At 33.4% G+C, this 25,125-nt stretch carries 23 protein-coding genes and 2 tRNA genes; 15 read left to right on the forward strand and 10 right to left on the reverse strand.

From position 1 onward, the window contains the following. The first annotated feature begins 18 nt into the window (after window positions 1–18). Both M0214_RS10445 and M0214_RS10450 read left to right on the forward strand, forming a co-directional pair. Window positions 19–1,308: a class II aldolase/adducin family protein gene (locus M0214_RS10445; RefSeq protein ID WP_248722514.1), complete on the forward strand. Its 1,290-nt coding sequence runs from the start codon at window positions 19–21 to the stop codon at window positions 1,306–1,308. A 4-nt stretch (window positions 1,309–1,312) separates the two neighbouring features. Then, on the forward strand, window positions 1,313–2,461 hold the full coding sequence (locus tag M0214_RS10450; protein WP_248722515.1) for an alpha-hydroxy acid oxidase: 1,149 nt from the start codon (window positions 1,313–1,315) through the stop codon (window positions 2,459–2,461). Between the two features lie 144 nt (window positions 2,462–2,605). Here M0214_RS10450 and M0214_RS10455 read toward each other — a convergent pair whose 3' ends face one another. Then, window positions 2,606–3,379, reverse strand: coding sequence for a dienelactone hydrolase family protein (locus M0214_RS10455; RefSeq protein WP_248722516.1), 774 nt, complete (start codon window positions 3,377–3,379; stop codon window positions 2,606–2,608). A gap of 240 nt (window positions 3,380–3,619) precedes the next feature. On the opposite strand from M0214_RS10455, the gene M0214_RS10460 reads away from it, so the two are divergent. From M0214_RS10460 to M0214_RS10470, 3 genes are all read left to right on the forward strand, one after another. Beyond that, window positions 3,620–5,014 carry a cytosine permease gene (locus tag M0214_RS10460; RefSeq protein WP_248722517.1) on the forward strand — a complete coding sequence of 465 codons (1,395 nt, stop codon included), beginning with the start codon at window positions 3,620–3,622 and terminating at the stop codon, window positions 5,012–5,014. A gap of 3 nt (window positions 5,015–5,017) precedes the next feature. Then, window positions 5,018–5,188 carry a hypothetical protein gene (locus M0214_RS10465; protein WP_248722518.1) on the forward strand — a complete coding sequence of 57 codons (171 nt, stop codon included), beginning with the start codon at window positions 5,018–5,020 and terminating at the stop codon, window positions 5,186–5,188. Window positions 5,189–5,464: 276 nt separating this feature from the next. After that, complete coding sequence (locus tag M0214_RS10470) at window positions 5,465–6,799, forward strand: sugar MFS transporter (RefSeq protein WP_248722519.1); 1,335 nt, start codon at window positions 5,465–5,467, stop codon at window positions 6,797–6,799. 731 nt (window positions 6,800–7,530) lie between these two features. On the opposite strand, the gene M0214_RS10480 is transcribed toward M0214_RS10470, so the two are convergent. Continuing rightward, on the reverse strand, window positions 7,531–10,263 hold the full coding sequence (locus tag M0214_RS10480; RefSeq protein ID WP_248722521.1) for a M56 family metallopeptidase: 2,733 nt from the start codon (window positions 10,261–10,263) through the stop codon (window positions 7,531–7,533). 2 nt (window positions 10,264–10,265) lie between these two features. Continuing rightward, window positions 10,266–10,625, reverse strand: coding sequence for a BlaI/MecI/CopY family transcriptional regulator (locus M0214_RS10485; protein WP_248722522.1), 360 nt, complete (start codon window positions 10,623–10,625; stop codon window positions 10,266–10,268). A gap of 168 nt (window positions 10,626–10,793) precedes the next feature. Here M0214_RS10485 and M0214_RS10490 point away from each other — a divergent pair, with 168 nt between their 5' ends. From M0214_RS10490 to M0214_RS10500, 3 genes are all read left to right on the forward strand, one after another. Continuing rightward, a complete protein-coding gene (locus tag M0214_RS10490; RefSeq protein WP_248722523.1) occupies window positions 10,794–11,738 on the forward strand; it encodes a calcium/sodium antiporter in 945 nt (314 codons plus the stop codon). 38 nt (window positions 11,739–11,776) lie between these two features. Continuing rightward, the gene (locus M0214_RS10495) at window positions 11,777–12,358 is read left to right on the forward strand and encodes a Crp/Fnr family transcriptional regulator (protein ID WP_248722524.1); all 582 of its coding nucleotides are present in this window, start codon (window positions 11,777–11,779) and stop codon (window positions 12,356–12,358) included. 61 nt (window positions 12,359–12,419) lie between these two features. Continuing rightward, entirely contained in the window at window positions 12,420–13,151 is a 732-nt protein-coding gene (locus tag M0214_RS10500; RefSeq protein WP_248722525.1) for an SDR family NAD(P)-dependent oxidoreductase, read from the forward strand. A gap of 83 nt (window positions 13,152–13,234) precedes the next feature. On the opposite strand, the gene M0214_RS10505 is transcribed toward M0214_RS10500, so the two are convergent. Beyond that, complete coding sequence (locus M0214_RS10505; protein WP_248722526.1) at window positions 13,235–14,257, reverse strand: glutamine synthetase beta-grasp domain-containing protein; 1,023 nt, start codon at window positions 14,255–14,257, stop codon at window positions 13,235–13,237. Window positions 14,258–14,510: 253 nt separating this feature from the next. On the opposite strand from M0214_RS10505, the gene M0214_RS10510 reads away from it, so the two are divergent. The 4 genes from M0214_RS10510 (at window position 14,511) to M0214_RS10525 (ending at window position 19,476) form a co-directional block, all read left to right on the forward strand. Then, a complete protein-coding gene (locus M0214_RS10510) occupies window positions 14,511–16,697 on the forward strand; it encodes a glutamine synthetase III (RefSeq protein ID WP_248722527.1) in 2,187 nt (728 codons plus the stop codon). A gap of 316 nt (window positions 16,698–17,013) precedes the next feature. Then, the gene (locus tag M0214_RS10515) at window positions 17,014–18,408 is read left to right on the forward strand and encodes a sensor histidine kinase (RefSeq protein ID WP_248722528.1); all 1,395 of its coding nucleotides are present in this window, start codon (window positions 17,014–17,016) and stop codon (window positions 18,406–18,408) included. Next, window positions 18,405–19,037 carry a response regulator transcription factor gene (locus tag M0214_RS10520; protein WP_248722529.1) on the forward strand — a complete coding sequence of 211 codons (633 nt, stop codon included), beginning with the start codon at window positions 18,405–18,407 and terminating at the stop codon, window positions 19,035–19,037. Before M0214_RS10515 ends, M0214_RS10520 begins: the two co-directional genes overlap by 4 nt. Before the next feature lie 115 nt (window positions 19,038–19,152). Further along, window positions 19,153–19,476 carry a hypothetical protein gene (locus M0214_RS10525; RefSeq protein ID WP_248722530.1) on the forward strand — a complete coding sequence of 108 codons (324 nt, stop codon included), beginning with the start codon at window positions 19,153–19,155 and terminating at the stop codon, window positions 19,474–19,476. Between the two features lie 125 nt (window positions 19,477–19,601). Here M0214_RS10525 and M0214_RS10530 read toward each other — a convergent pair whose 3' ends face one another. From M0214_RS10530 to M0214_RS10540, 3 genes are all read right to left on the reverse strand, one after another. Further along, a complete protein-coding gene (locus tag M0214_RS10530) occupies window positions 19,602–19,898 on the reverse strand; it encodes a putative quinol monooxygenase (protein ID WP_248722531.1) in 297 nt (98 codons plus the stop codon). A 176-nt stretch (window positions 19,899–20,074) separates the two neighbouring features. Beyond that, a tRNA-Leu gene (locus M0214_RS10535) sits at window positions 20,075–20,158 on the reverse strand. A 214-nt stretch (window positions 20,159–20,372) separates the two neighbouring features. Then, window positions 20,373–20,445: transfer RNA gene (locus tag M0214_RS10540), tRNA-Lys, on the reverse strand. Between the two features lie 141 nt (window positions 20,446–20,586). On the opposite strand from M0214_RS10540, the gene M0214_RS10545 reads away from it, so the two are divergent. Further along, a complete protein-coding gene (locus M0214_RS10545) occupies window positions 20,587–21,105 on the forward strand; it encodes a shikimate kinase (protein ID WP_248722532.1) in 519 nt (172 codons plus the stop codon). Here the strand turns inward: M0214_RS10545 and M0214_RS10550 are convergent. After that, window positions 21,097–21,600: a phosphoribosyltransferase domain-containing protein gene (locus M0214_RS10550; RefSeq protein ID WP_248722533.1), complete on the reverse strand. Its 504-nt coding sequence runs from the start codon at window positions 21,598–21,600 to the stop codon at window positions 21,097–21,099. The two genes, M0214_RS10545 and M0214_RS10550, sit on opposite strands and share 9 nt — an antisense overlap. A gap of 144 nt (window positions 21,601–21,744) precedes the next feature. Continuing rightward, on the reverse strand, window positions 21,745–22,110 hold the full coding sequence (locus M0214_RS10555) for an RNA-binding S4 domain-containing protein (protein WP_248722534.1): 366 nt from the start codon (window positions 22,108–22,110) through the stop codon (window positions 21,745–21,747). 142 nt (window positions 22,111–22,252) lie between these two features. Here M0214_RS10555 and M0214_RS10560 point away from each other — a divergent pair, with 142 nt between their 5' ends. Further along, window positions 22,253–23,197, forward strand: coding sequence for an FKBP-type peptidyl-prolyl cis-trans isomerase (locus M0214_RS10560; RefSeq protein ID WP_248722535.1), 945 nt, complete (start codon window positions 22,253–22,255; stop codon window positions 23,195–23,197). 71 nt (window positions 23,198–23,268) lie between these two features. Here the strand turns inward: M0214_RS10560 and M0214_RS10565 are convergent, their stop codons facing one another. Further along, window positions 23,269–23,865, reverse strand: a complete 597-nt coding sequence (locus M0214_RS10565) for an outer membrane beta-barrel protein (RefSeq protein ID WP_248722536.1) — start codon at window positions 23,863–23,865, stop codon at window positions 23,269–23,271. A gap of 125 nt (window positions 23,866–23,990) precedes the next feature. On the opposite strand from M0214_RS10565, the gene tgt reads away from it, so the two are divergent. Beyond that, window positions 23,991–25,121 (forward strand): tRNA guanosine(34) transglycosylase Tgt, encoded by a 1,131-nt coding sequence (gene tgt, locus M0214_RS10570; RefSeq protein ID WP_248722537.1) that lies wholly within the window; start codon window positions 23,991–23,993, stop codon window positions 25,119–25,121. The last annotated feature ends 4 nt before the right edge of the window (window positions 25,122–25,125 follow it).

Here is a 25,125-nt window from a genome sequence, read left to right on the forward strand (position 1 = left end):
CCCTAAAATTTAAATACTATGTCAAAAAATCTTAAGCTAATTCATCCAAGAGACCAAATCACCGAGATAATTAGCAGAATTTACAAAAGAGGTATGACTACAACCTCTGGTGGAAACATTTCAATCATAGACGGAAATGGCGATATATGGGTTACACCTTCTGCTGTAGATAAGGGCTCTTTGAGAGCGTCCGATATTATATGTGTAAAAAAGGATGGAACCATTGTTGGAAAGCATAAACCGTCGTCAGAGTTTCCATTTCATAAGGCGATTTACGAAGCCAGGCCAGATATTAAATCGGTAATTCATGCACATCCACCAGCATTAGTGTCTTTCAGTATTGTACGACAAATTCCAAACACAAATATTATTTCTCAAGCAAAACACATATGTGGGCCTATTGGCTATGCCAAATATAGACTACCAGGTAGTGAAGATTTGGGCGATGTTATTGCTGATGAGTTTAAAAAAGGTTACAAGGCAGTTATCATGGAAAACCATGGTACTGTTCTAGGAGGAAGCGATTTAACTGATGCATACGATCGTTTTGAAGCATTAGAGTTCTGTGCAAGAACAATTGCATATGGTTCGCAGATAGGAACTCCTAAATACCTTACAGACGAGCAAATCGATGAGTTTGAATCTCAAGCTACTGGAGTATTACCCGAAATGGAGAGCGTAGAATACACTTCTGAGGAAGTTGAGAAACGACTTGAAATTTGTAAAATAGTACAACGTTCTTGTCAACAAGGTTTAATGATTGGGTCTTATGGTACGGTTTCAATGCGCTGGAATGACAACGATTTTTTAATTACACCAACCGATGTAGATCGTTGGGACTTAGCTTTAGATGATATTGTTCAAATAAAAGACGGAAAACGAGAAGCTGGAAAAATACCTAGTAGAGCAACATGGATTCATCAAGAAATATATAATAGAAATCCTGATGTTAACTCCATTATTATGACACAATCACCTTACCTGATGGCATTTGGTGTTACTGGAGAATATTTAAATGTAAGAACCATTCCAGAAAGTTGGATATTTTTACAAGACATAAATTTTGTCAAATACGGACACCATTTCAGAAAAAACAATAATTCTGAAATAGTTGACAATTGTCCAACAGCTTTGATTATTGAAAATGATTCAGTTATCATTACAGGAGATAAGTTGCTGCAAACTTTTGATTATTTAGAAGTGGCAGAATTTAGCGCTAAATCTATTGTTCTTGGTAGTTCTCTGGGCGATATGGTGCCTATAAACGATGAACAAGTAGAAGATTTAAGAAAGAAATTTTTAGCATAAAATTATGGCAATAAGTTTTGATACACGTTATCCTTCAATAGATGACTTAAGGAAAAAAGCTCAAAAAAAGATACCGAAATTTGCATTTGAGTATCTTGACGGTGGCTGTAACGAGGATGTAAATTTAATTCGTAATACCTCTGAATTAAGGGAAGTACAATTAAAGCCTAATTATTTAAGAAAGCACCATGGTTCATCATTAAAAACCAAATTATTTGGTGTAGAATACGATGCACCATTTGGAATTGCTCCAGTAGGTCTTCAAGGTTTAATGTGGCCTAATTCTCCTGAAATATTAGCAAAGGCTGCCTTTGAGCATAATATACCTTTTATACTAAGTACGGTTACTACAACCAGTATAGAACGTGCCAGTGAATTAACAGAGGGTAAGGCTTGGTTTCAATTATATCATCCTGCCGAAGATTCACTTAGAGATGATATCATAAACCGAGCAGAAGCTGCAGAATGCCCAGTATTGGTTATTCTTTGTGATGTGCCAACATTTGGTTTTAGACCAAGGGATATTCGAAATGGACTGGCAATGCCTCCTAAAATGACATTAAGCAATATTTTACAAGGTTTTACACATCCTCATTGGAGTTTGCAAACTTTAAAATATGGTATTCCTAGTTTTGAAACCTTGAAACCATATATGCCAAAGGGCTTAGATTTAAAGCAATTAGGTAAGTTTATGGATCAAACTTTTAGTGGTCGACTTAACGAAGAAAAAATTAAACCAATTCGCGATATGTGGAAAGGTAAATTAGTTCTTAAAGGTGTAGCTTCTGAATACGATACTGAAGAGGCTATTAGATTGGGCCTAGATGGAATAATCGTTTCTAATCACGGAGGTCGTCAATTGGATGCTGGAGAATCTACCGTAAAACCTTTGACAACAATTGCTGAAAAGTACGGAGACCAAATTGAAGTAATGATGGATAGTGGTGTACGTTCTGGTCCAGATGTCGCCAGAGCTATGGCTAGTGGCGCTAAGTTTACCTTTATGGGGCGCTCATTTATGTACGGAGTTTCAGCTTTAGGTAAAAAAGGAGGTAACCATACCATATCATTGTTAAAAACAGAATTACAACAGGTTATGGAACAGTTGTGTTGTGAAAAGACTACCGATTTTCCTAACCATTTGATAAAATAACAATAGAATTTCACAATCTTTTAGTTTAAGGCTAAGAGAAGTGTTGAATGGTCTGTTAATTACCCAACAATTATTAAGACTGTATTAAAAAAAGCTCAGCTAATTTATTAACTGAGCTTTTTCTATTCTGAAATATGTTTTTTGTTAATGTACTGGAAACGTTAACATCCAATCTATCCATTGAACATGACTAAATACCGCTTTGTTTCCTTGGGCATGATTAGCTTCTGGAAATGCTATATACTCTACATTAGGGTTCCCAGCTGCTTTTAAAAGTGAAGCCATTGTTTTTACGGAACTCACGTTTTTACCATCCGAACCTCCAACCATTCCAAAAACAGGAAGGTTAATGAGTTTATCTACATTTTCATTTTGTGAAATACCACTAAAGCCGCAAGGTGCTGCAGCTGCAAAACGTTCTGGTGATTTTTGTATCCAATCCCATGTACCTCGACCACCCATACTATGGCCCATAACATAAATACGATTTCTGTCAATTTCAGTATACGTCTCAAGTATGTAGTCTAGCATAGTATTGAGGGTGTCAGGATTCCATTTGCCATGAGAATTAGGCTCTAAAAGTATGAGTTCTTTTCCAGCTAGTTCGGCAAGATGAAGCCCTTTTACCTTAGAAGAGCGATTAAGCTGTTCTTCTATAGTCCATGTTTTTCCACCTCCTCCATGAAGTGAAATAAGAAGCGGGAGTTTTGTTTTTTTACTTTTTTTTGGGAAGGCTATAAAAGCAGTGTCCTTTAATTCGCCCAGTTTAGACTGCATGCTTTTGGGCCATTTTAATAGCTTCACTTCTGTGTTTTTAAAACTGTTGTTAATACTTTCAAGAGTTTTTTGTACATCAGTTGTTTGGCAAAAACTTGATAGGACAAATACATTAAATAGGATAAAAACTAATTTCTTCATTTTAAATTTTAGTTATTGGTAAGTGTTGTTTCCTTCAAATATATTAAAATAGAGGAGATATTGAGCTAAACAGTTTAAAAGCATTCCTGTGAAGAGAAATTTTTAAAGGGTTGTTTTATAAAATTTTAAACAGTACAGTACAGGATAGAAAAACTTCATAGGCAGTTTATATTCGTTTTTACGATTTTTTTGAATTCATTTCATGAAATCTAAAACTAACAAATAAACTAAATATAAATTATGGCAGAAAATCAAGTAGATGGATTAACCATTGAAGATAATTCAGGGGGAGAATTCGAAAGAACCCCGGTACCCGCTTCGAGATTAAAAGGTTGGAAATCTTTTTTAGGTATGTATGCAGGAGAACATGCTGCTGGTACTGAATTTATGATTGGTCCTCTGTTCTTAGCTGCAGGAGCCAGTTTAAAGGATTTAATATTAGGGCTGTTTATTGGTAATATCTTAGCTATTCTTACTTGGCGTTATATAGTAGCTCCTATAGCTGTATCCAACAAGCTAACATTGTATTATCAATTAGAAAAAATTGCCGGAAAACATTTGGTAAAGATATATAATGTTGTAAATGGCGTACTTTTCTGTTTCTTAGCAGGAGCGATGATTACGGTTTCTGCGAGTGCTGTAGGAATTCCATTTGATGTGAGTTTTTCTGTTCCTGAAAGTGTTTTTGGTTTAAGTAGTACTTCCTTTTCAATAATAGTTATTATCGTAGGTATAGTAATGACTATTGTAGCAGCAGCTGGTTATAATATGGTATCTAAGTTTGCAAATATTGCGGCGCCTTGGATGATTGTAGTTTTTGCTGCTTGTGGTATATCGGCATTATCGCAAATGGATGTTGATTCATGGAAAAGTTTAATAACAGAGTGGGATCAAGGGATTAGTGTAGTGCAATCTATTAATGGTAAAGTAGATTTTGGTTTTTGGAAAATTGTAATTTTTGCTTGGTTGTGTAATGCGGCTATGCATTTCGGAATGTCAGATTTAAGTATCATGCGTTTTGCCAAGGACAGTCGCGCAGGATGGGGACCTTCCATAGGAATGTTTTTAGGACATTACATGGCATGGATTTGCGCTTCATTTATGTTAGCAGCCCAAATCAAATTAACGGGTGATATTTCTGCTAACCCAGGTGCTCTTGCTTGGAGCGTTGTGGGATGGACTGGTATTATATGTGTGATTATAGCTGGTTGGACAACTGCTAACCCTACTATTTATAGAGCAGGTTTAGCTTTTCAAAGTTTGTTTTCGTCTAAATCTAAAGCATACTCTGGTGTGATTTTAGCAGGTATCGTAGCAACAATAGCTGGAATTTTTCCAACATTGTCAAGTAAATTGCTCGATTTTGTAGGCTTATATGGTACAATATTAGGCCCTATGGGAGGTGTGATATTTGTTAATCACTATCTTGCTAAAAAAATGGGATTCACTCAAGATTATGCCGATGAGAAAGGATCTAGTTTTAATCTAGCTGTTTTATTGGCTTGGGTTATTCCTGTAGGTCTAGGGTTGTATTTTATTTTTGCTAAAGGTTTATTCCCTGCCTATGCGGTGATTCCTTGTTGGATAGCTTCAAGTGTATTGTACGTGCTTATTATGAAACTTCAAAAATCTTAAATTATGAAAATACTTAAATTAGTTAGTGTTGTATCAATAGGTGTTTTAATTCTATTAGTAAGTATACTTTCATTTTTGGGTTCAATAGAAGTTGCGAATATGAAAATGCTTATGCTCATAGGTACAGTCGTTTGGTTTGTAGCCACTCCTTTTTGGATGAAAGAAGACGAATAACTACAGATATTATATAAGAGTTGGCTAAGTGATTTCTCTTGATATTATATTTAGAGATAAATAATAGAGGGCTTTTAATAAAACTTATTTAGAGGTGTGTTTAATGATGCACCTCTTTTTATTTGTAAATTAAAAACTAATAAAAAAACAGGTTTTACTCTCAGTTACGATTTTTTTATGTTTTTTTATGAGAAAGATGTATTGAAAGATTAGCTATCACTAAATAAATTAAATTTTAAGGGTAGTAAAGTAGAACAATAATATTTATTAGATATCATGTCCAAACAAGAAGTATCCAACAAGTCTAATGCCAATTATCTTGTTCCAATTTTAATAATAGGCGGTTTATTTTTCATTTTCGGTTTTGTTACCTGGGTTAATGGGGCGTTAATTCCATACATGAAAGTTATTAACGAACTCACCGAAGCACAATCCTTTCTAGTGGCATCAGCATCTTATATTTCTTTTGTTGTAATGGCATTGCCAGCCTCGAACATTATATCCCGGTTAGGATATCAAAAAAGTATGTCGTTAGGCTTAGTGGTTATGGGCTTGGGAGCTTTGGTATTTATTCCAGCTGCCAATGCTAGAACTTACTGGATGTTTTTAACAGGACTTTTTATTCAAGGAGCGGGTATGACATTACTTCAAACGGCATCAAACCCTTATATCACCATACTTGGACCTATTGAAAGCGGGGCAAAACGTATAGCTATCATGGGAATAGCTAATAAAGTAGCAGGAGGTTTAGGATCTATTATTTTTGGAGCCATCCTGTTAACGGGTATAGACGGCGTTAGTGAGAAGCTCAAAGTATTAACAGATATAGAAAAGGAATCTTTGTTAAACGATACTGCTAGCGAGGTAGTAGTGCCATACATCGTTATGGCTGTTGTTCTTTTCATTTTAGGAGTGCTTATAAGAAAGGTGTCACTGCCAGACGTTTCAGCAGAACCTATTGTTGATGAAAATAACAGAGAAACAACTAAAAAGAGCATTTTACAATTTCCACATCTACTTTTAGGTGTGCTTGTTTTGTTTGTTTATGTAGGTGCTGAAGTTATTGCAGGAGACTCCATCATTACATATGGTATTTCTTTGGGTATTTCTCCCGATGAAGCCAAGTTCTTTACATCCTTTACGCTATTAGCCATGGTGGCTACATATGCATTGGGAGTCTTTTTAATACCTAAATACATTAGTCAGTCTATAGCCTTAAGGTCTAGTGCTATTTTAGGAATTATTTTTTCGTTTTGTATACTTTTTACAGAAGGGTTTACATCCATCATTTTTGTTGCGGCACTTGGCATAGCTAATGCTTTGGTGTGGCCAGCAGTTTGGCCTTTGGCATTAACCGGGTTGGGCAAGTTTACAGAAAAGGGTTCAGCTTTGTTAATAATGGCTATATCAGGAGGAGCTATTATCCCGCCAATTTATGGCTACATTGTAGACTCAAGCAAAGAGAAACTTATCCAATCAGGTTTAAATGAAGCTACTGCAATAACAGAATCTGCAACAAACGGTTATTGGGTGCTTTTACCCTGTTACATTATTATTCTATTCTATGCTTTTTGGGGCTATAAAGTGGGTTTAAAAAGGTCTAATCACTGAAGAAAAGTAAGCAGAAAGAACAAATGATTTAGGTTGGAAAATGTGTATACCCTAATAAGTAATTGTTTAATCTAACGAGTTTTTAGTAACAAACCAGCGCCAACCTATTAAAGCTAATTGTAATTTTGAAGCTTTTGCAAGATCAAGTCCTCTTTTAGAGTAACTAGGTAAAAGTATTTTGTTAATCTTAGCTAAAACTTTAAATAGTTTCTTCTGCATCTATGGAATCTTCTTATAGAGTTTAAAGATAGTAAAACTTATTCTAGACTAAGTTTTACATATTTTGGGTGTTAGAACATTGTAATGATTAAAAGAACTAAATCAATTACAATTTTGGCAAGTGTTATCATATTTTATTAAGTGGTTTAAGGGTTAATAAATGGTTTTTATATCAATGTTTTTTTAAGATATATAAACAGGAATATGTCCTCCAAACGTTTTAATAAAAATCGATGAAATTGAATATAGAATTGTAAGTACAAAAATGATTTTGGTTTTGTGAAATAAGTGACTTGCTTTATTTATGTTTTAAAATGTAGTTTTAATATTCGTTTTTTGTTATAATTCGTAATAATTATAGGTGTTTTTTGAGCATGTTTTTTGAAACCTAGGGGCTTTTTATTTTGAAAAAGTAGTTTTAGGATGTTTTTATCTTTTTTATATAATAGTTCCAATAAAAAAAGCACTCTTAAAAAAGAGTGCTTAAGTATGTGTTTTTTTGGAGGTTTATTCTATTTTTTCGTGGTGATTTCCAATACGCCATTTTTAACCTTTATCCCATATTTTTCTTTGGCTTCTTGTCCTTTTAGAACTTTTATTGATTTAATATTTTTAGGAGATAGTTTTTTAGCTTTTCTTAAAGAAGATTTTTTACTATCAATAAATACTAAATCTATTTCATTTATTTTAACTATTGAATGACCTTCAAAAGTAATATTTCCAGTTTTTTCATAGTAAATGATTCTATTTTTTTGCCCCTCATTACTCATCTTGATAGTGTGGGTTTTGTTTTTTTCGTCTACTGAAAATAATCTAAGTTTGTTGAGTGATGTAGAGTCCGATAAGGCATTTCTACCTACTTTGATTGTCCTAGGATTTATACTTGTTTTAGATTTTGTCTTTATCATTACAGCACCATTTTGGCCTCTATCACCAAAAGGGATAGTCGCACTTTCTCCCTTCAATACAGTAATTGATTCTATTTGGTCTGAATACATATTTTCATATACAGACTTCTCAACTTCCTTTCCGTCAATTATAAATATGGGATTTTGAATATCTTGGCTTTTATCATCAGTTTGATCTTTGGTATTTACTTTTTTACGTACTGATTTCCAAATAATGGAATCTGCGTTAATAATATGTCCACCTTGTTTGAATACAGGTTTTTCGCTGACTTTAGAGAAGTCTTTGTCTTTTTTATTTTTAGGAAGTTTTAAGTTAGAGGTTCTAACAATAACTCGGCCACTCATGTCGTTGCCAACTTCTATTTGTGGAATGGGGTTATTATTGTCGTCCCAAGTAGAACTGATTTTATTTATTTCACTTTCAGCAGTTATACTAATCTTGGTTATTTCTCCTTTACTGTTTCTTTCTAGGTCTTCAAACTTGACTTTTATGCCTTTTTCTAGTAAGTTTTTAGAATATACTTTTAAACTTTTATTAGAAATGTCTTTTGTTAATATGTAACGATGCTCACTTATTGTATTTAGATGATGTACTTTACCATACTTAGGATTATTGTTTTTATCTAAAGAGTATGCAATCGTTGAATTAGTTTTTGGATTGTATAAAATCACACATGTTTCCTCAGCCGAAGTTGTTATTTTTCTCAAATTTTTTCCTTTACCTATACTGTAGGACATTAAATGCCCTTCACTGCGTTTAGATTCGTACATTTCGAAGGAAAAATCAATATCATATTGCTCTTTGAGGCGTTTCTTTTGCTCAGTCAAGATTTCTGGTGTAGCATTTTTATTCATTATTATTTTAATAATATCACTTTCATTTTTAGCAGATTCAAGACTTCTTATAAAATTTACGGTATTGATATTAAAATAATTTTCTTGTTTGTTAAATTGGATAAGAATGGTCTCTAAGGGATGAGCAGAAGCTATTCTATAAGATTCTTCTGCATCATTTTTACTAATTGTGAAAAATATTGAATTAATAAAATGACCTGCATCTCTTCCAATCTCTTTTAGATTAAATTGAAATCCTTTGTCATTTAAATCCTTTTCTAAAGTTTTAAGTCGGGTATCGGTAAAGTTATTGTGAATAATAAACTTTTCTATTTCTTGACTTTCTCTTTCTTCAGCTCTAACACCAAATGCTTCGTTATTTTTATAAAAATAAAAGGAATGTATTGGGTTATTATTGTTATTTACAGCCTTAAATGTACAGTGTCCACCATTTTGAATTTCAAATTTTGTATCAATACTGGTTATTTCATTGTTACTATTCCGTTTTAAATTAGTATAAGTGAATGTAATATTGTTTGCTACTAATTGGGTTTCAATGTCCTTTAATAATATGTTAGAGAGATCTTTATGTATTTTAATCTCTATTGTGTTATCAATTAATTGTTGATTGTTCAAGATAGGTTTGTCAATGTACACTTCTACTGTGTTAAAACTCATTAAAAACCAACTTAAAGCAGGAAGAATTAACAAGTATTTGAAAAGATTTATTCTTTTCGATTTTGATTTTTGTAACATAACGATTCGTTTTTTGATTAATGAATTATAAAAATTATTGGTTAAAGCCAATTGATGAGTTGGCATACTTGTTTTGAGCAATATGTTTTGATAATCTTTTTTACAAGCTACTTTTTGCTGTGTGTTTTTGTCGGCTATAAATTCCAAATTTTGTTTTAAATCTCTGTTATATAACCATATAATAGGGTTGAGCCAGAGTATGGTGCTTACCAATTGAGATATGAGAATATCGATTGAATGCCACTGATTTACATGTACTTTCTCATGTGTTAGAATTTGTTGTAATTCGTTTTTGTCGAATAATTTAGGGTTGTAAACTATCCATCTAAAAAATGAAAAAGGATTGGTGTTGGAATCTGTTTCTACTAAGGTAAATCCAGTTTGTTTAGTTTTTTTCTGTTTTACGAGAAGATAAGTTAGAGATGATAACTGAAACAATAACCTAACTAAAAAAAATACCACACCAGAAAAATAGAGGTAGGTAATAATATCTAACGGACTCAAAGTCGCATCATACACCTGTTGAGTAATGACTGGAATCGTGTTGTTGAACATATAATCATCGAGTATCATTGGAGAACGTTCTATATATATGGGGATAATAATAAAAGGAACCGAAAAAGCAGCAACTAGGCCAACTAGCAAAAAAGCCCTGCTCCACTCGAAAAAGGTGTCGCGTTGTAGAAAAATTTTATAACAAGCATAGAAAATTAGAATGATAGCACTGGCTTTTAACAAGTATTCCATGGTTAGTTGTTTTTTTCTATGAGTTTTATAATCTCTTTCAGTTCCTCAACACTTATTTTTTCTTCTTTGGCAAAAAACGAAACTACGTTTTTGTAAGAGTCGTTAAAATAATTGCTTATGGCCGTGTTCATAAATCCTTTTCTATAGGATTCCTTGGTAACAATAGGGTGGTACTGATGTGTTTTTCCATAAGCTGTATAGCCAACATAACCTTTGTCTACTAAGTTTCTAATAATAGTAGAAAGGGTGTTATAATGAGGTTTATCTGAAGTAATTTCGTTAAGCACATCTTTAACAAAAGCTTTTTTGAGCTTCCATAGTATGTGCATGATTTCTTCCTCCTTGTTCGTTAGTTTTTCCATTATGCTTTATTTTATTAATTCAGGCAATGATATAACAAACCTAAAACTATTTTTTTAGTTAAACAACTATGTTTGTAGTTATTTAACTGTTTTTATAGTTTTTAAAAAACTTTCTACTTTTTACTTTCCACTTTTTACTTTGGTTTATATTAGCATAAAATTGATTGTATGAGTGTGCTTTGGGTAGTCCTTGGTTTTATTTTACTGGTTGTTGGAGGTGAATATTTAGTGCGTTCTTCGGTGGCATTGTCTTTTAAATTCAATATTTCTAAAATGGTTATTGGTATGACTGTGGTATCTTTTGCTACTTCGGCACCAGAGCTTTTAGTGAGTTTAAATGCGGCTTTATCGGGGTCACCTGCCATTGCCATTAATAATGTTGTAGGGTCTAATATCGCCAATATTGGCCTTGTTTTGGGCGTTACTGCTATGGTTGGTGCTATTGCTGTAGATAGGTCTTTTTATAAACTTAATTGGCCAGTTATGATGCTCTTCTCTATAGCACTCTATTTCTTTTTGAAGAATGATAAGGTTCTTTCTGCTATAGAAGGAGTTACTTTGTTTTTTGGGTTGCTCGTATTTCTTTTCATTTTAATTAAAAGTGCAAAAAAAGATAAAGTCATCGAAGATGTAGATGATACTTTAGCCAAGGTTTCAAATTTTAAGATAGCATTGTGGTTGTTGATTGGTGCGGCGGCATTATTTTTTGGAAGTGAATGGTTGGTTAAAGGCGCAGAGGAAGTAGCTTTGACTTTAGGTGTAAGTAAGGGTGTAATAGGTTTATCATTAATTGCCATAGGAACAAGTGTTCCAGAATTGGCAGCTTCTGTAATTGCTGCTGCTAAACAGGAGAAAGCTATATCTCTAGGTAATTTAATAGGGTCTAACATTTTTAATATTGCCTCTGTTTTGGGCTTAACATCTATAATTAAACCCATACCTGTAACAGAAGATAGCATTTTGAGTTATGATATTTTCTGGATGCTCGGCTTTGCCTTTGTTTTATTTCCTTTGATTTTTCTACCTAAAAAAATGCAAATAAGTAGAATAAAAGGAATGGTTTTGGTTGGTGCTTATGGACTTCTTATGTTTTTTATTTTTACAAGAGGATAAACTCCCTTTCAGGTTAACCTCTAACTACAAATACTCCGATGGATAATTTAATAGCGCTTTTTAATACTATTTTGCCTATCTCTGAAGAGGAAGCGCTTTTGATAAAAAAGCATTTAAGGTTCAATAGGTATTTAAAGAGAAATTGTTTTAACGAAGCGGGTAAAGTATGTAACAAACTTGGTTTTGTTGAAAGTGGAATATTCAAAGTTTCAAGTTACAAAGACACTGGTGACGAATACATCAAATATTTTGTTACTAAAGGCCATTTCTTAATTGATTTAAATAGTTTTTTCTACAATACTCCCTCTTCTGAAAACATTCAGGCTTTAACAGAAAGTGAGGTTTTTACATTGACTCGCACATCATTTGAAATACTAGAAAAAGAGGTTTCGAATTTTTCAGAAATAATCAATGAATTAAAACAACGCGCGCTTTTAGAAAAGTTTTCTATAAAGAATGAAATGCTTGTCGACGATGCATTGACTAAATATAAAAAATTCATTAGTAGATATCCAAACGTGGCTCAGAGTATCTCCCAAAAGCATATAGCACTTCACCTTGGCATATCTGAATATACTTTAAGTAGAATTAGAGCCAAAAAACAATTTCTTGCCAAATAGCAATCTTTTCTATTCTTGAGCCCATTAGATTTGGCTACTAAATAATATCAATTATAGAAAAATGAAGAAATTAGAAAGTAAAGTAGTCTTAGTCACTGGAGCATCGAAAGGGATTGGTGCAGAAATAGCCAAAAGCATGGCAAAAGAAGGTGCTAAAGTTATAGTTAATTACAAAACAGATAAAACTGGCGCAGAGAAGGTTGTTTCAAGTATAGAACAAGTAGAGGGGAAGGCTATTGCCGTAAGAGCAGATATAACCAAAAAGAAAGATGTAGAAACACTTTTTGCTGCGTCTCAAGAAGCGTTTGGAGAAATTACTACACTTATTAATAATGCAGGGGTTTATAAGTTTGAACCTGTAGAAGCAATTACAGAGGAGCTGTTCCAAGAGCATTTCAGTACCAATGTCTTAGGAGCTTTTTTAGTTGTTCAAGAGGCTTTGAAATCTTTTAGTTCTGGTGGTAGTATTATAAATATTAGTTCTATTGCAACAGTGAAACCTACACCAATGACGGCGCTTTATTCTGCAACTAAAGGCGCTTTAGATGCTGCTACCCAAGTATTGGCTCAAGAATTAGGTGCAAAGAATATAAGAGTGAACGCCGTATTACCAGGGCCAACACAAACTGAAGGTAATCAAATGAGTGAGGATGTTAAAACGTATGTAGAAACAAATACACCACTAGGTAGAATAGGAATAACAGCAGATGTTGCAGGTGTTGCAGTTTTTTTAGCTTCAGATGAAGCCTCTTTTATTTCAGGTCAAAAAATTGGGGTTTCAGGTGGTTTTTAATCAGTTGTAATTTTGATTCAAATAAAAAGCGCTTACCATTTGGTAAGCGCTTTTTCAACTTTATGAACAAAATCTAATGCTAATTAAACATTAGCAGATTTAACAGTTTTAATAATTCTTCCAGCAATTTTGTATGGGTCACCGTTAGAAGCTGGTCTTCTATCTTCTAACCAACCTTTCCAACCGCTTTCTACTGTTGCAACAGGAATACGGATTGAAGCACCTCTATCTGAAATTCCATAAGAGAATTGATCTATAGATTGCGTTTCGTGCTCACCAGTTAAACGTTGGTCGTTAAACTCACCGTAAACTTCAATGTGTTCTTTTACAACTGGACGGAAAGCTTCACAAATAGCTTCGTAAGTAGCTTTGTCACCACAAGTTCTTAAAGTAGTATTAGAGAAGTTTGCGTGCATACCAGAACCATTCCAATCTAAATCTTTCCCTAATGGTTTTGGGTGGTATTCAATGTAATAACCATATTTTTCAGTTAATCTGTCTAGTAAGTATCTTGCAATCCAGATTTCATCACCAGCTTTTTTAGCGCCTTTTGCGAATAATTGGAATTCCCATTGTCCACAGGCAACTTCTTGGTTAATACCTTCAAAGTTTAATCCAGCATCGATACATAAATCTGCGTGCTCTTCAACTAAATCTCTACCGTGAGTGTTTTTACCACCTACAGAACAGTAGTACATTCCTTGAGGAGCTGGATAACCACCAATAGGGAAACCTAAAGGAAGTTGTGTATGCGTATCCATTATAAAATATTCTTGCTCAAAACCAAACCAGAAATCATTATCATCATCATCAATAGTAGCTCTACCATTAGACTCATGAGGAGTTCCGTCAGCATTTAATACCTCAGTCATTACTAAGTATCCATTTCTTCTTTCTGGATCTGGATAAATAGCCACAGGTTTTAGGATACAATCGGAAGAACCACCTTCTGCTTGTCTAGTAGATGATCCATCAAAAGACCAGTTGCCAATTTCTTCTAAAGTTCCTTGAAAGTTCTCGTGCTCTTCTACCTTAGTCTTACTTCTCAAGTTTTGAGTTGGCTTATAACCATCTAACCAAAGGTATTCTAATTTAATTTTTGCCATAATGAATATTTGTTTTTTGTAATCTAAAATTGTTATAAGTACAAATATATATTTTTATATAAATACTTTAAATTATTAAGGGGGCTTTTAGTATTTTACTATGTTATTTTTATTTATCCCCCATTTTTTTAGGGTATATATTAAAAAAAGTATAGTTTTTCATATATATACTGAAAAATTGTCAACACTATTTTTTGTGGTTTAGCTACTATAGTTAATTTTGTAATTCATAATAAATCAAATTGATAAGTCAATGCCTACACTACGTTTTCATGCCGTTAAAGAGTCGCTTGCGCGTAAACCTTTGCAGATAGAAGAAACCAAAAGAAGATCGGAGATTTTTGGTGAAAATGTGTTTAACGAGAACACCATGCGACAATATTTAACTCGCAATGCTTTTGTAAGTGTTATGAATGCCATACAGCATGGCACGAAAATAAAACGCGATATAGCCGATCAGGTTGCAGTATCGATGAAAGACTGGGCGTTGTCAAAAGGTGTAACCCATTACACGCACTGGTTTCAACCTTTAACAGGTGCCACAGCAGAAAAACACGATGCCTTTTTTGAAACTGTTAGTGGGGGTATGGCAATTGAAAAATTTGATGGTGGCCAATTAGTACAACAAGAGCCAGATGCATCGAGTTTTCCGAGCGGGGGCATAAGAAACACTTTTGAAGCCAGAGGTTATACGGCTTGGGATCCAACATCTCCAGCATTTATTTACGAATCTACACTTTGTATTCCTACAATTTTTGTGGCTTACACAGGAGAGGCCTTAGATAATAAAACGCCTTTGTTAAGAGCGCTTCATGCCATAGACGATGCAGCTACGGAAGTCTGTAAATATTTTGATAAGAACGTAAAAAAAGTGTCTTCATCTTTAGGTTGGGAACAGGAATATTTTTTGGTTGATAAAGTCTTGGCAGCCAGTAGACCAGATATTACACTTACAGGCAGAACTTTGTTAGGACATTCTTCGGCAAAGGGGCAGCAGCTAGATGATCATTATTTTGGAGCAATACCAACTAGGGCGTATAATTTCATGAAAGATTTAGAGAATGAATGCATGCTGTTAGGTATTCCTGCTAAGACAAGGCACAATGAGGTAGCGCCTAATCAGTTCGAATTGGCACCTATTTTTGAGGAAGCTAATTTGGCTGTAGATCATAACTCTTTACTTATGGATGTTATAGGTAGAGTAGCGGCCAGGCATAATTTTAAAGTACTTCTGCATGAAAAGCCTTTTGCGGGTATGAATGGGTCTGGAAAACACAATAATTGGTCGCTATCTACAGATACAGGAGTTAATCTCTTATCCCCAGGTAAGACACCAATGAGCAATCTTCAATTTTTAACTTTTTTTATAAATACCATAAAAGCTGTGCATACTTATGAAGCCTTACTGAGGGCTTCTGTAGCTTCTGCTAGTAATGAGCATAGGCTGGGAGCAAATGAAGCACCACCAGCAATTATTTCTATTTTTATCGGGGAACAGTTAACCAAAGTTCTGGAGGAGCTTGAAGGGGTGACCAAAGGCAAACTATCGCCTAAGGAAAAGACAGAGCTTAAACTAAATGTAGTTGGTAAAATACCCGATGTGCTTTTGGATAATACCGATAGAAACAGAACATCGCCATTCGCATTTACAGGAAATAAATTTGAGTTTAGGGCGGTAGGGTCTACAGCAAATTGTGCTAATCCCATGACGGTTTTAAACACAATAGTGGCCAAACAATTAAAAGATTTTAAAGTTGAAGTCGATAAACTTATTAATGGCAAAAGTTTAAAGAAAGACGAAGCCGTTTTTAATGTTTTAAGAGAATACATTAAGTCGTGTAAGCCTATTTTGTTTGAAGGGAATGGTTATGATGAAGTTTGGGAAAAGGAAGCTGAGAAAAGAGGCTTGAGCAACAATAAAACAACACCAGAGGCTTTACAGGCAAAAGTTGCTAAGGAGAGTATTGATGTGTTCAAGGAAATGGCAGTGATGAGTGAAATAGAAACCAAGGCGCGATATGAAATAGAGCTAGAAGCGTATATAAAACACATTCAAATTGAATCTCGTGTTTTAGGTGATATAGCTAGAAATCATATTGTTCCTACTGCTGTGAAGTATCAAAATATCTTGGTAGAAAATGTTAAGGGATTAAAAGAAATCTTCGATAAGGATTTTAAATCGGTTTCTAAAGAGCAGATTAATTTAATTCAGCAAATTTCCAGACATATTGAGAGTATTCATGCTCTAGTAACCGATATGATTGATCAGCGCAGGCAAGCTAACAAAATTGAAACTGTAGAAAAGAGGGCTACAACATACTGTAACAAAGTGAAACCCTTTTTTAAGGATATTCGTTACCATTGCGATAAACTAGAACTACTTGTAGATGACGAGATTTGGCCATTAACCAAATATAGAGAGTTGTTATTTACTCGTTAAAAACTAAAGTAATAGCAGTTTAATATTTACGATTAATTTACTTCTTGATTCTTCAATGAGCATTAGAACTTTAATACTAATACTTGTTAATAGCCTGATAGCATTAGTGGTCGGGGTTTTGTCCTTTTCCTTTTACAAACAGTTTTCGGAGGTTTTAAATAATCGTATTTTACTTCAGCTTAATTCTATTAAAACACTTAAGCAAATCCAACTTGAAAATTTAATAGCGTCTGAATGGAAAGTTTTTTCAGAAACTGATTCAAGTTATATAGGTTTAGATAGTTCATCCTTCACATTTCCTGATAAGATTAAGAACATGGAAGGAATTTACGATTTAACAGAAAATCATATAAATAAAGAAACTTCAATAGTTCTTATATCAAATAAACACGACACTACAAAAATTAAGATTTTAGATTATCAAAAAATAAAAAAAATATTACTTGAACGCACTGGAATGGGTAAAAGTGGTGAGTCTTATATTGTAGGTGAAGATTATCACATGCGATCACAATCGCGTTTTTTTCCAGATCAAATACCATATTCCTTAATTGTAAAAACCGAAGGCGTAGTTAATGCGTTAAATGGTGTTGACGGTAAAGGTACTTTCAAAGATTATCGTGGTATAGATGTATATAGTGTATATGGTTTAATAGAGGTGTCTAACCTTAAGATAGTAATTCTATCTGAAATTGATGTTGGTGAGGTGATAGAACCACTAAATCAGTTAAAATCAAGGCTCATTACTTTAACCTTGGTAATTCTTCTAATAGCGGTTGTTTTGTCTCTTTTTCTTACAAGAGTAATTGCCGATCCCATAAGTAATATGCAAAAAAGTTTAAGGGTTATGGCAAAGGGAGATTATAACCAGAATATTATGTCTTCCAAAAATTCAAAGGAGATTAAAGACATGTTTTATGCATTGGCAAGTTTAAAAGCTTCATTAAGAGGAGCGGTAAAGTTCTCTGAAGATATAGGTAAAATGAATTTGAATGTTGACTATGAACCCAAAAGTTCTGATGACCTTTTGGGTAAAAGTTTAATAACAATGAGAGATAAACTTAAAGAGTTTAGAAATAATGAGGCTTATACTAAAACTATGGCAAAACGTATGCTAGTGGATGGTTTGGAAAATGAAAGAAGAAGACTTTCTAGGGAACTTCATGACGGTATAGGACCATATTTAACATCATTGAAACACTACATAGAAAACAAGATTAAGGATACGAAAAGAAAATCTGAAATGAAACAGATTGTTGATGATACCATTTCTGAAATCAGGCTCATGTCTAACTCATTAATGCCTTCTACTATTGATGATTTTGGTGCTGGAGTAGCGTTGACAAATTTTGTGGATAGTTTAAATAAATCAACAGTAATAAATATAGAGTATGAAGACTTAACCAAAAGAAATCACACAAAAATAACAAACCATCAAAGCATCAATTTATTCAGGATTAGTCAGGAGTTAATCAATAATGCTTTAAAACACTCCAAAGCGAAACAAATCAGAATTACGCTTTCAGAATTTGATGAGTTTATATCGCTTTTTTATTTTGATGATGGTGTAGGTTTTGATGTAGATAATGTTAAATTAGGTTCTGGAATAGTTAATATCAAAGAACGCGTAGAGATTTGCGAAGGTAAAATTGAGATAAACTCCAGAAGAGGTAGTACGACTTTTGAAATTGAATTACCCATACAAATATGAATATCATTAAAATAGTAATAGCAGACGATCATAAGCTTTTTAGAAATGGATTAGCAGAATTGTTAGGTAAACATAACGATATAAAAATAGTTAAAACTGTTGCCGATGGCGAAGAGTTTACAGCGCTTATGAAAAGTGATTTTGAGGCTGATATCGTACTTTTAGATATTTCCATGCCAAAAATGGATGGTTTTAAAGTGTTAAAACAAATGAAAGCCCTTAATTCAACTATAAAGCCAATTGTTATTTCTATGCATGGGGATGGTAATTATATTGCAAAATGTGCAAAGAATGGAGCCTATGGATATTTATTGAAAAATACTGACGAAGAAGAATTAACTTTGGCCATCAGAACGGTAAATAAGGGTAAAAAATTTTTTGGTCCAGAAATTTCTGAAAAAATGGTGAACTTCATGTCTACTCATAATGTCAGTGACGATGTTTTATCAAATAAAGAAATGGAGGTGTTAACACTAATTTCAGAGGGTTTAACTACAAAGGAAATTGCTGCTCAACTCTTCGTGAGTACAAGGACAATAGAAACACACCGATCTAATATCTTAAAAAAATTAGAAGTTAAAAACACTGCAGAGCTTATAAAAAAAGCAGTTAAAATCAATCTTATATAAGTTCTTTTAAAAAAAAGCATCAGTATAAATACGGATATAAAAATGGAGGAATTTCGGTAATTCTGAATATCAATGACTGTAAGTAAATTTATGATAGAATTTAAAACGAAAAGTCATGAAAAAAGAAATACTATTTTTAGGTTTATTTTTTATATCATTATGCGCATTTGCCCAAGAAAAAAGTAATGTAAAGCGAACTGATTTAATAGGACCAGCATATAAAAACTACAAGCCTTGGAAACACAAAACAATTCCGGTAACAGTGTATTCGGTTAAAAGAAAAGAATCACTTTTAGGACCTGAATATAAAAACCGCAAACCATGGGCTGATACTAATGTAGCTGAATATGTCGCCATAAGTGTGGGTAATAATGAACGTCTTAAGTTGAAAGGTCCTGCCTATAAAAATTATAAACCTTGGAAAAACAAAACAAAATAAGTTGTTGTTTTAAGATGGTTTAAATCATTATGACAAACTAGAATTATTGGTAGATGACGATATTAGGCCATTGACCAAGTACAGAGAGTTGTTGTTTACAAGGTAGAGCTTCAGATTTATTTTTTTTACTTAATCTGTGTCATTTCATTTAAAGTAAAATCCTCTACTGCACCTTCTGTAGCATTAATATAGTCAGTAATATGATGGTTGTTCATATGGTCTTGCCACAGTGTTTTGCTCTCCCAATTCTCATAAAATAAAAACAGGTTCTCATTTTCATTATCTTGGTGTAAATCATAATTTATACATCCTTTTTCGGCCCTAGTTGTATCGATTAGTTTAAGAAGTTCACTTTTAACCAAGGCTCTTTTTTCTGGTTTTGCTAAAATCTTTGCTACAATTGTTAATTTTTGTGTGCTCATATTTCTTTTATCGTGTTAGATGCTATCGTTCAGTAAACAGTTGGGTTTATAAACTAAAGATTAGAGGAATTCTTTCATTTAATACGAGTCAAAAATAAAAAATAAGATAGCATTCAATAAAGTATGAAGAAAAAAACTTGATGATCTTACTATTGTAGAATCATCAAGTTTTTTAGTGCACACGAGAGGATTCGAACCTCCACGTCCTTAAGGACACTGCCCCCTCAAGGCAGCGCGTCTACCAATTCCGCCACGTGTGCAGTTTGTGATACAAATTGTTATGGCTGCAAATATATAAATTCATCTTCAAAAAAATGAATTTACAAGTAAGGTCTCCAGTTAATTATTGACTAAGTAACTTATTAAAAATGAAACCTTTTACTAAACAACTCATACCAAACTAAAAATCATTTTAGTATGTAGGTGTTTTTCAAAAAAAAAGTTCTTCATATGTATGAAGAACTTTTAAAAAAGTGACCGGGCTGGGGCTCGAACCCAGGACCCTCTCCTTAAAAGGGAGATGCTCTACCAACTGAGCTACCCGGTCTTTGCTAAACAAGTATTCTTCTCGTTTGCGGGTGCAAATATATAATGTTTAATTAATAAAACAATACTTTTTTTGAATAAATTTTTGTTTTTTTGCGTCGCTTAAACGTATGTTTTTAATAATCAATTTATAGCGAAAAAAATGATAATTGTTTTAATAGGTTATATGGGGTCTGGGAAGTCTTCGATTGGTAGAAGATTGGCAAAAAAAACAGGTAATACACTAATCGATTTAGATGATTATATTGTAGAAAAGGAAGCAGCCTCGGTAAAAGAAATTTTTAAATCTAAAGGCGAAATCTACTTCAGAAAAAAGGAAACAGAATACTTAAGCGAGCTCTTAAAACTAGAGCATGATTTTATTTTGGCTTTGGGAGGTGGTACACCATGTTTTGGAAATAATATGGACATGGTTTTAGAGGCGCCAAACGTAAAAAGTATTTATCTAAAGTCATCTATACCCAAGTTGGCAAAAAAGCTATTTAAGAAAAAAGCAAAGCGACCATTAATTGCTCATATACCTAGTGAAAATGAAATGCTCGAGTTTATAGGGAAGCATTTATTTGAACGTATTCCATTTTATAGCAAAGCAGAATACCAAATAGTTACAGATGGTAAGACTAAAGATGAAGTCACAGAGGAAATTTTGAAACTATTCTAAAACAGCCTTATAAACTTTACCTTCCAATACTACGTTAACATGTTCATGTAGGGAAGTTGATAGCGAAATGCCTTTAAAATCGGCTTTAACAGGATACTTTTTATGATTTCTATTAACAAGTACAGCTGTTTTAAACTTTTTTAAGGGTACATTTAAAAAATGCTTTACGCCATATATCAGGGTTGTTCCAGAGTTTAAAACATCATCTACCAGAACTAAAGATTTGTTAGCGTAATCTGCCTCGGGGATTGAGGTTTTTATTTCAGATTGCGGGTTTCTTTTATCAATACTGACTTTGCAAAGTATCGGATTGATATCAGATATTTTTTGAAGAGCAATTTTTAATTTTTTTGCAAAAACATAACCGTTTTTATCAATACCGGCCAGCACTACTTCTTCCTCATTAACATTGGTCTCATATATCTGAAAAGCAATACGTCTAATTTTATGGTTTATCTCGGTGTGATTTAAAATGACATTATTTTTTGCGGTCATGGTTTGTACGTAAAAATTAAAGTATAAAAGTACATGATTTTTTTCATTTTTAAATTTTTAATCTTCTATTGAATACTAAGGTCTTTCATAAAAAAAGGTGTGAGAAAAAATAGTTTTAAAAAAAGCTTGGAGCTAAAGTTAATCCTAACCTTCGGTAAAGTCATCAATATCACGCCTGTCTTTTTTAGTTGGTCGCCCCGTTCCCTTTTTTCGGTAATAATCTTTAGAATATTTAAGTAGTTCTTGTGCTTCGAACTCCTCTTTTGGAGTAGTATCGGTTCGGTAAATATCTACTAATTTTGCACCCACTCGGCTTTCTGGAATATCATTGACTGTGAGTTTGTAATTAATTTGGTTTTTCCGTAATTCTATTCGATCTAAGGGATAAACCTCTCGGCTGGGTTTTACAATATCATCGTTTACACGTACCTGTCCTTTTTTGCAAGCGGTAGTCGCTAAAGATCTTGTTTTGTAATATCTAACACACCATAAATACTTGTCTATTCGCATATAATTATTGCTAAAACAACGTTAATGTTTTTGTGCAAGATTATATTAAAATTGTATCTTGCGCAATCAAAAATAAGCATTATTAAGTTTAGGTAATCCCATTGTTTTTAGTGGTGCTTTATTTAGCATTTAAAGTTTGTATATGAAATTAGAAAAGATAGGTCTTATAGTTTTGTGCTTTGCCTTTGTTGTGTTTTCTTGTCAAAATGATGATGGTGGAAATAATTTTACCGAAGAAGAAATAAGGGATAGAGCCGAACAGCAAGCATTGGATATTGTTACTTTAGAAGATTACTTAAAAACACATTACTACAACAAAAGTAGTTTTGAAGGTAATAACGACCCAAAAATAGCCGATTTGCAAATTAAAAGTACCGAAGGATTGTCAATTTCTGAAAATGCAGATTCACTGTTAATTAATGCGGTTGGAGCTCCCAAAACGTCGCCATTTGCAGATATTACCTATGAGTATTATGTGTTGACCTTAAATGAAGGCGGTAGCAATAAATCACCTTCTATAGCAGATAATGTGGTTATTAACTACGAAGGCTTTTTACTGGATAATAGAGTATTTGATAGCGCTATTACGCCAGTTAATTTCGATTTAACCAATTTAATAGTGGGTTGGGGAAAAGTTCTTAGTCTATTTAATACCTCCGGATCTGGTCCTATGGAAAATGGCGATGGTACGTTTAGTTATAGCAATAATGGTGTGGGTGTAATGTTTTTACCATCTGGGTTAGCTTATTTTAACGCACCTCCCGCAGGAATCATAGAGCCTTACACGCCCATAGCATTTAAATTTGAACTTTTCGATACTTCTGAGAATGACCATGATAACGATGGTATACCATCTTATAAAGAAGATTTAAATAACAATGGTTTTGTGAGAGATGACAATACCGATGAAGATCTAGACCCAAGGACTGGTATACCAATTTATAACTATTTGGATTCTGATGATGATGGGGATGGTGTTCCGACAGCTAATGAAGATATTGATGGAGACGGAGATCCAACAAATGATATTGGTAAAAATGGAAAACCAAAATATTTAGATCCAGAAGAAACAGAATCAAACGTCTAAAATGTTAGTAAAAGTATAAATAAAAAAGCCTCGCAATTGCGAGGCTTTTTTTATGAATTAAAATTAATTTTTTATAAGATTACAGATAAGCTAAGTATGAGCTGGTCCGGTCTAGTATCTAATCTATCCTCAATGTTGTTAATATTGTTGTTTAAAAACGATGCCTCGTTTTTGTTAAAACCACGTTCGTATCTTAAATCTATACCAACTTTGTTTAAGTTTAGAGCGATACCGAAATTTAAACCTACCGAAAAATCATTTTCAATATTATTTATCGATATACCATCAAACTCAGAATCCAATATATATTGAAATGAAGGGCCTCCAAAAACACTTAAAGGGCCTATAACTTTTGTACCTATCAACATAGGGGCATCTAATTTTTGCATTTCAAAACTATCATCGTTGTAATCGCTTTTGGTACTTGTATAAACGATTTCGGGTTTAAAATAGAATTTGGTTCCTATTTTTCCAAACACACCAAAATGGTAACCAATATTTCGGTCGGGGTTTTTAGAATTTTCACTAATGGAGTTAAAGTAATCGCCATTGGCATTGTAGTTTAGCCCGCCTTTTAAACCTAAGCCAGTAGATGTCTGTGCTTCTAGCAGATTAGGGATTAAGGCCATAATAAATAACCCAAAAAATAAACTTTTAATACATTTCATAATTGTTCGTTTTAAGATTTGTTTAACATTATCAAAAACGTTGCCAAAAGTAAATTATTTTCTTTTTAATACAATCATTATCTTTTTTCAGTTAATTATCTTTGTCAGCTATTGAAAAGCGTAGAATGGAGTTCCAATTAAAAGCAAAAGATGCATATAGTAAAGCTAGAGCTGCTGCAATAACAACCGATCATGGAGTTATTGAAACCCCTATTTTTATGCCCGTTGGTACAGTAGCTACTGTTAAAGGGGTGCATCAAAGAGAGTTGAAACAAGATATTAATCCCGATATTATATTGGGAAACACTTATCATTTGTATTTAAGACCGCAAACAGATATTATAGAAAAGGCTGGTGGACTTCATAAATTTATGAACTGGGACAGGAATATTCTAACAGATTCAGGTGGATATCAGGTTTATTCCCTTTCAGCAAACCGAAAAATTAAAGAAGAAGGTGTTAAGTTTAAAAGTCACATAGACGGGAGTTACCACACCTTTACACCAGAAAATGTTATGGAAATACAGCGTAGCATTGGAGCAGATATAATTATGGCTTTCGATGAGTGTACACCGTATCCTTGCGATTATAATTACGCTAAACGTTCTATGCACATGACACACCGTTGGTTAGACAGATGTATAGTACACTTGGAAAAGACACCATTAAAATACGATTATAACCAAGCATTCTTCCCCATAGTTCAAGGGAGTACTTACAAAGATTTGAGAATGCAATCTGCAGAATATATAGCAAATGCTGGAGCTGTGGGCAATGCTATTGGTGGTCTGTCTGTAGGGGAGCCCGCAGAGGAAATGTATGCCATGACCGATGTAGTTTGTGATATTTTACCAGAGGAAAAGCCAAGATATTTAATGGGTGTTGGTACGCCAATCAATATTTTAGAAAATATAGCGTTAGGAGTAGATATGTTTGACTGTGTTATGCCAACACGTAATGCAAGAAATGGAATGTTATTTACCGCACATGGTACCATCAACATAAAAAACAAAAAGTGGGAAGATGATTTTTCACCAATTGATGAGATGGGTATTACTTTTGTGGATACTGAGTACAGTAAGGCCTATCTACGCCACTTGTTTTCTGTTAACGAATTACTGGGAAAACAGATTGCCACTATTCACAATTTAGGTTTTTATATATGGTTGGTTAGAGAAGCTAGAAAACATATATTAGCAGGAGATTTTAGAGTTTGGAAAGACAAAATGGTAAAACAAATGGATAAGCGTTTGTAGAAGT

It is taken from the genome of Seonamhaeicola sp. ML3 (assembly GCF_023273855.1).
Taxonomy (GTDB): Bacteria; Bacteroidota; Bacteroidia; order Flavobacteriales; family Flavobacteriaceae; genus Seonamhaeicola.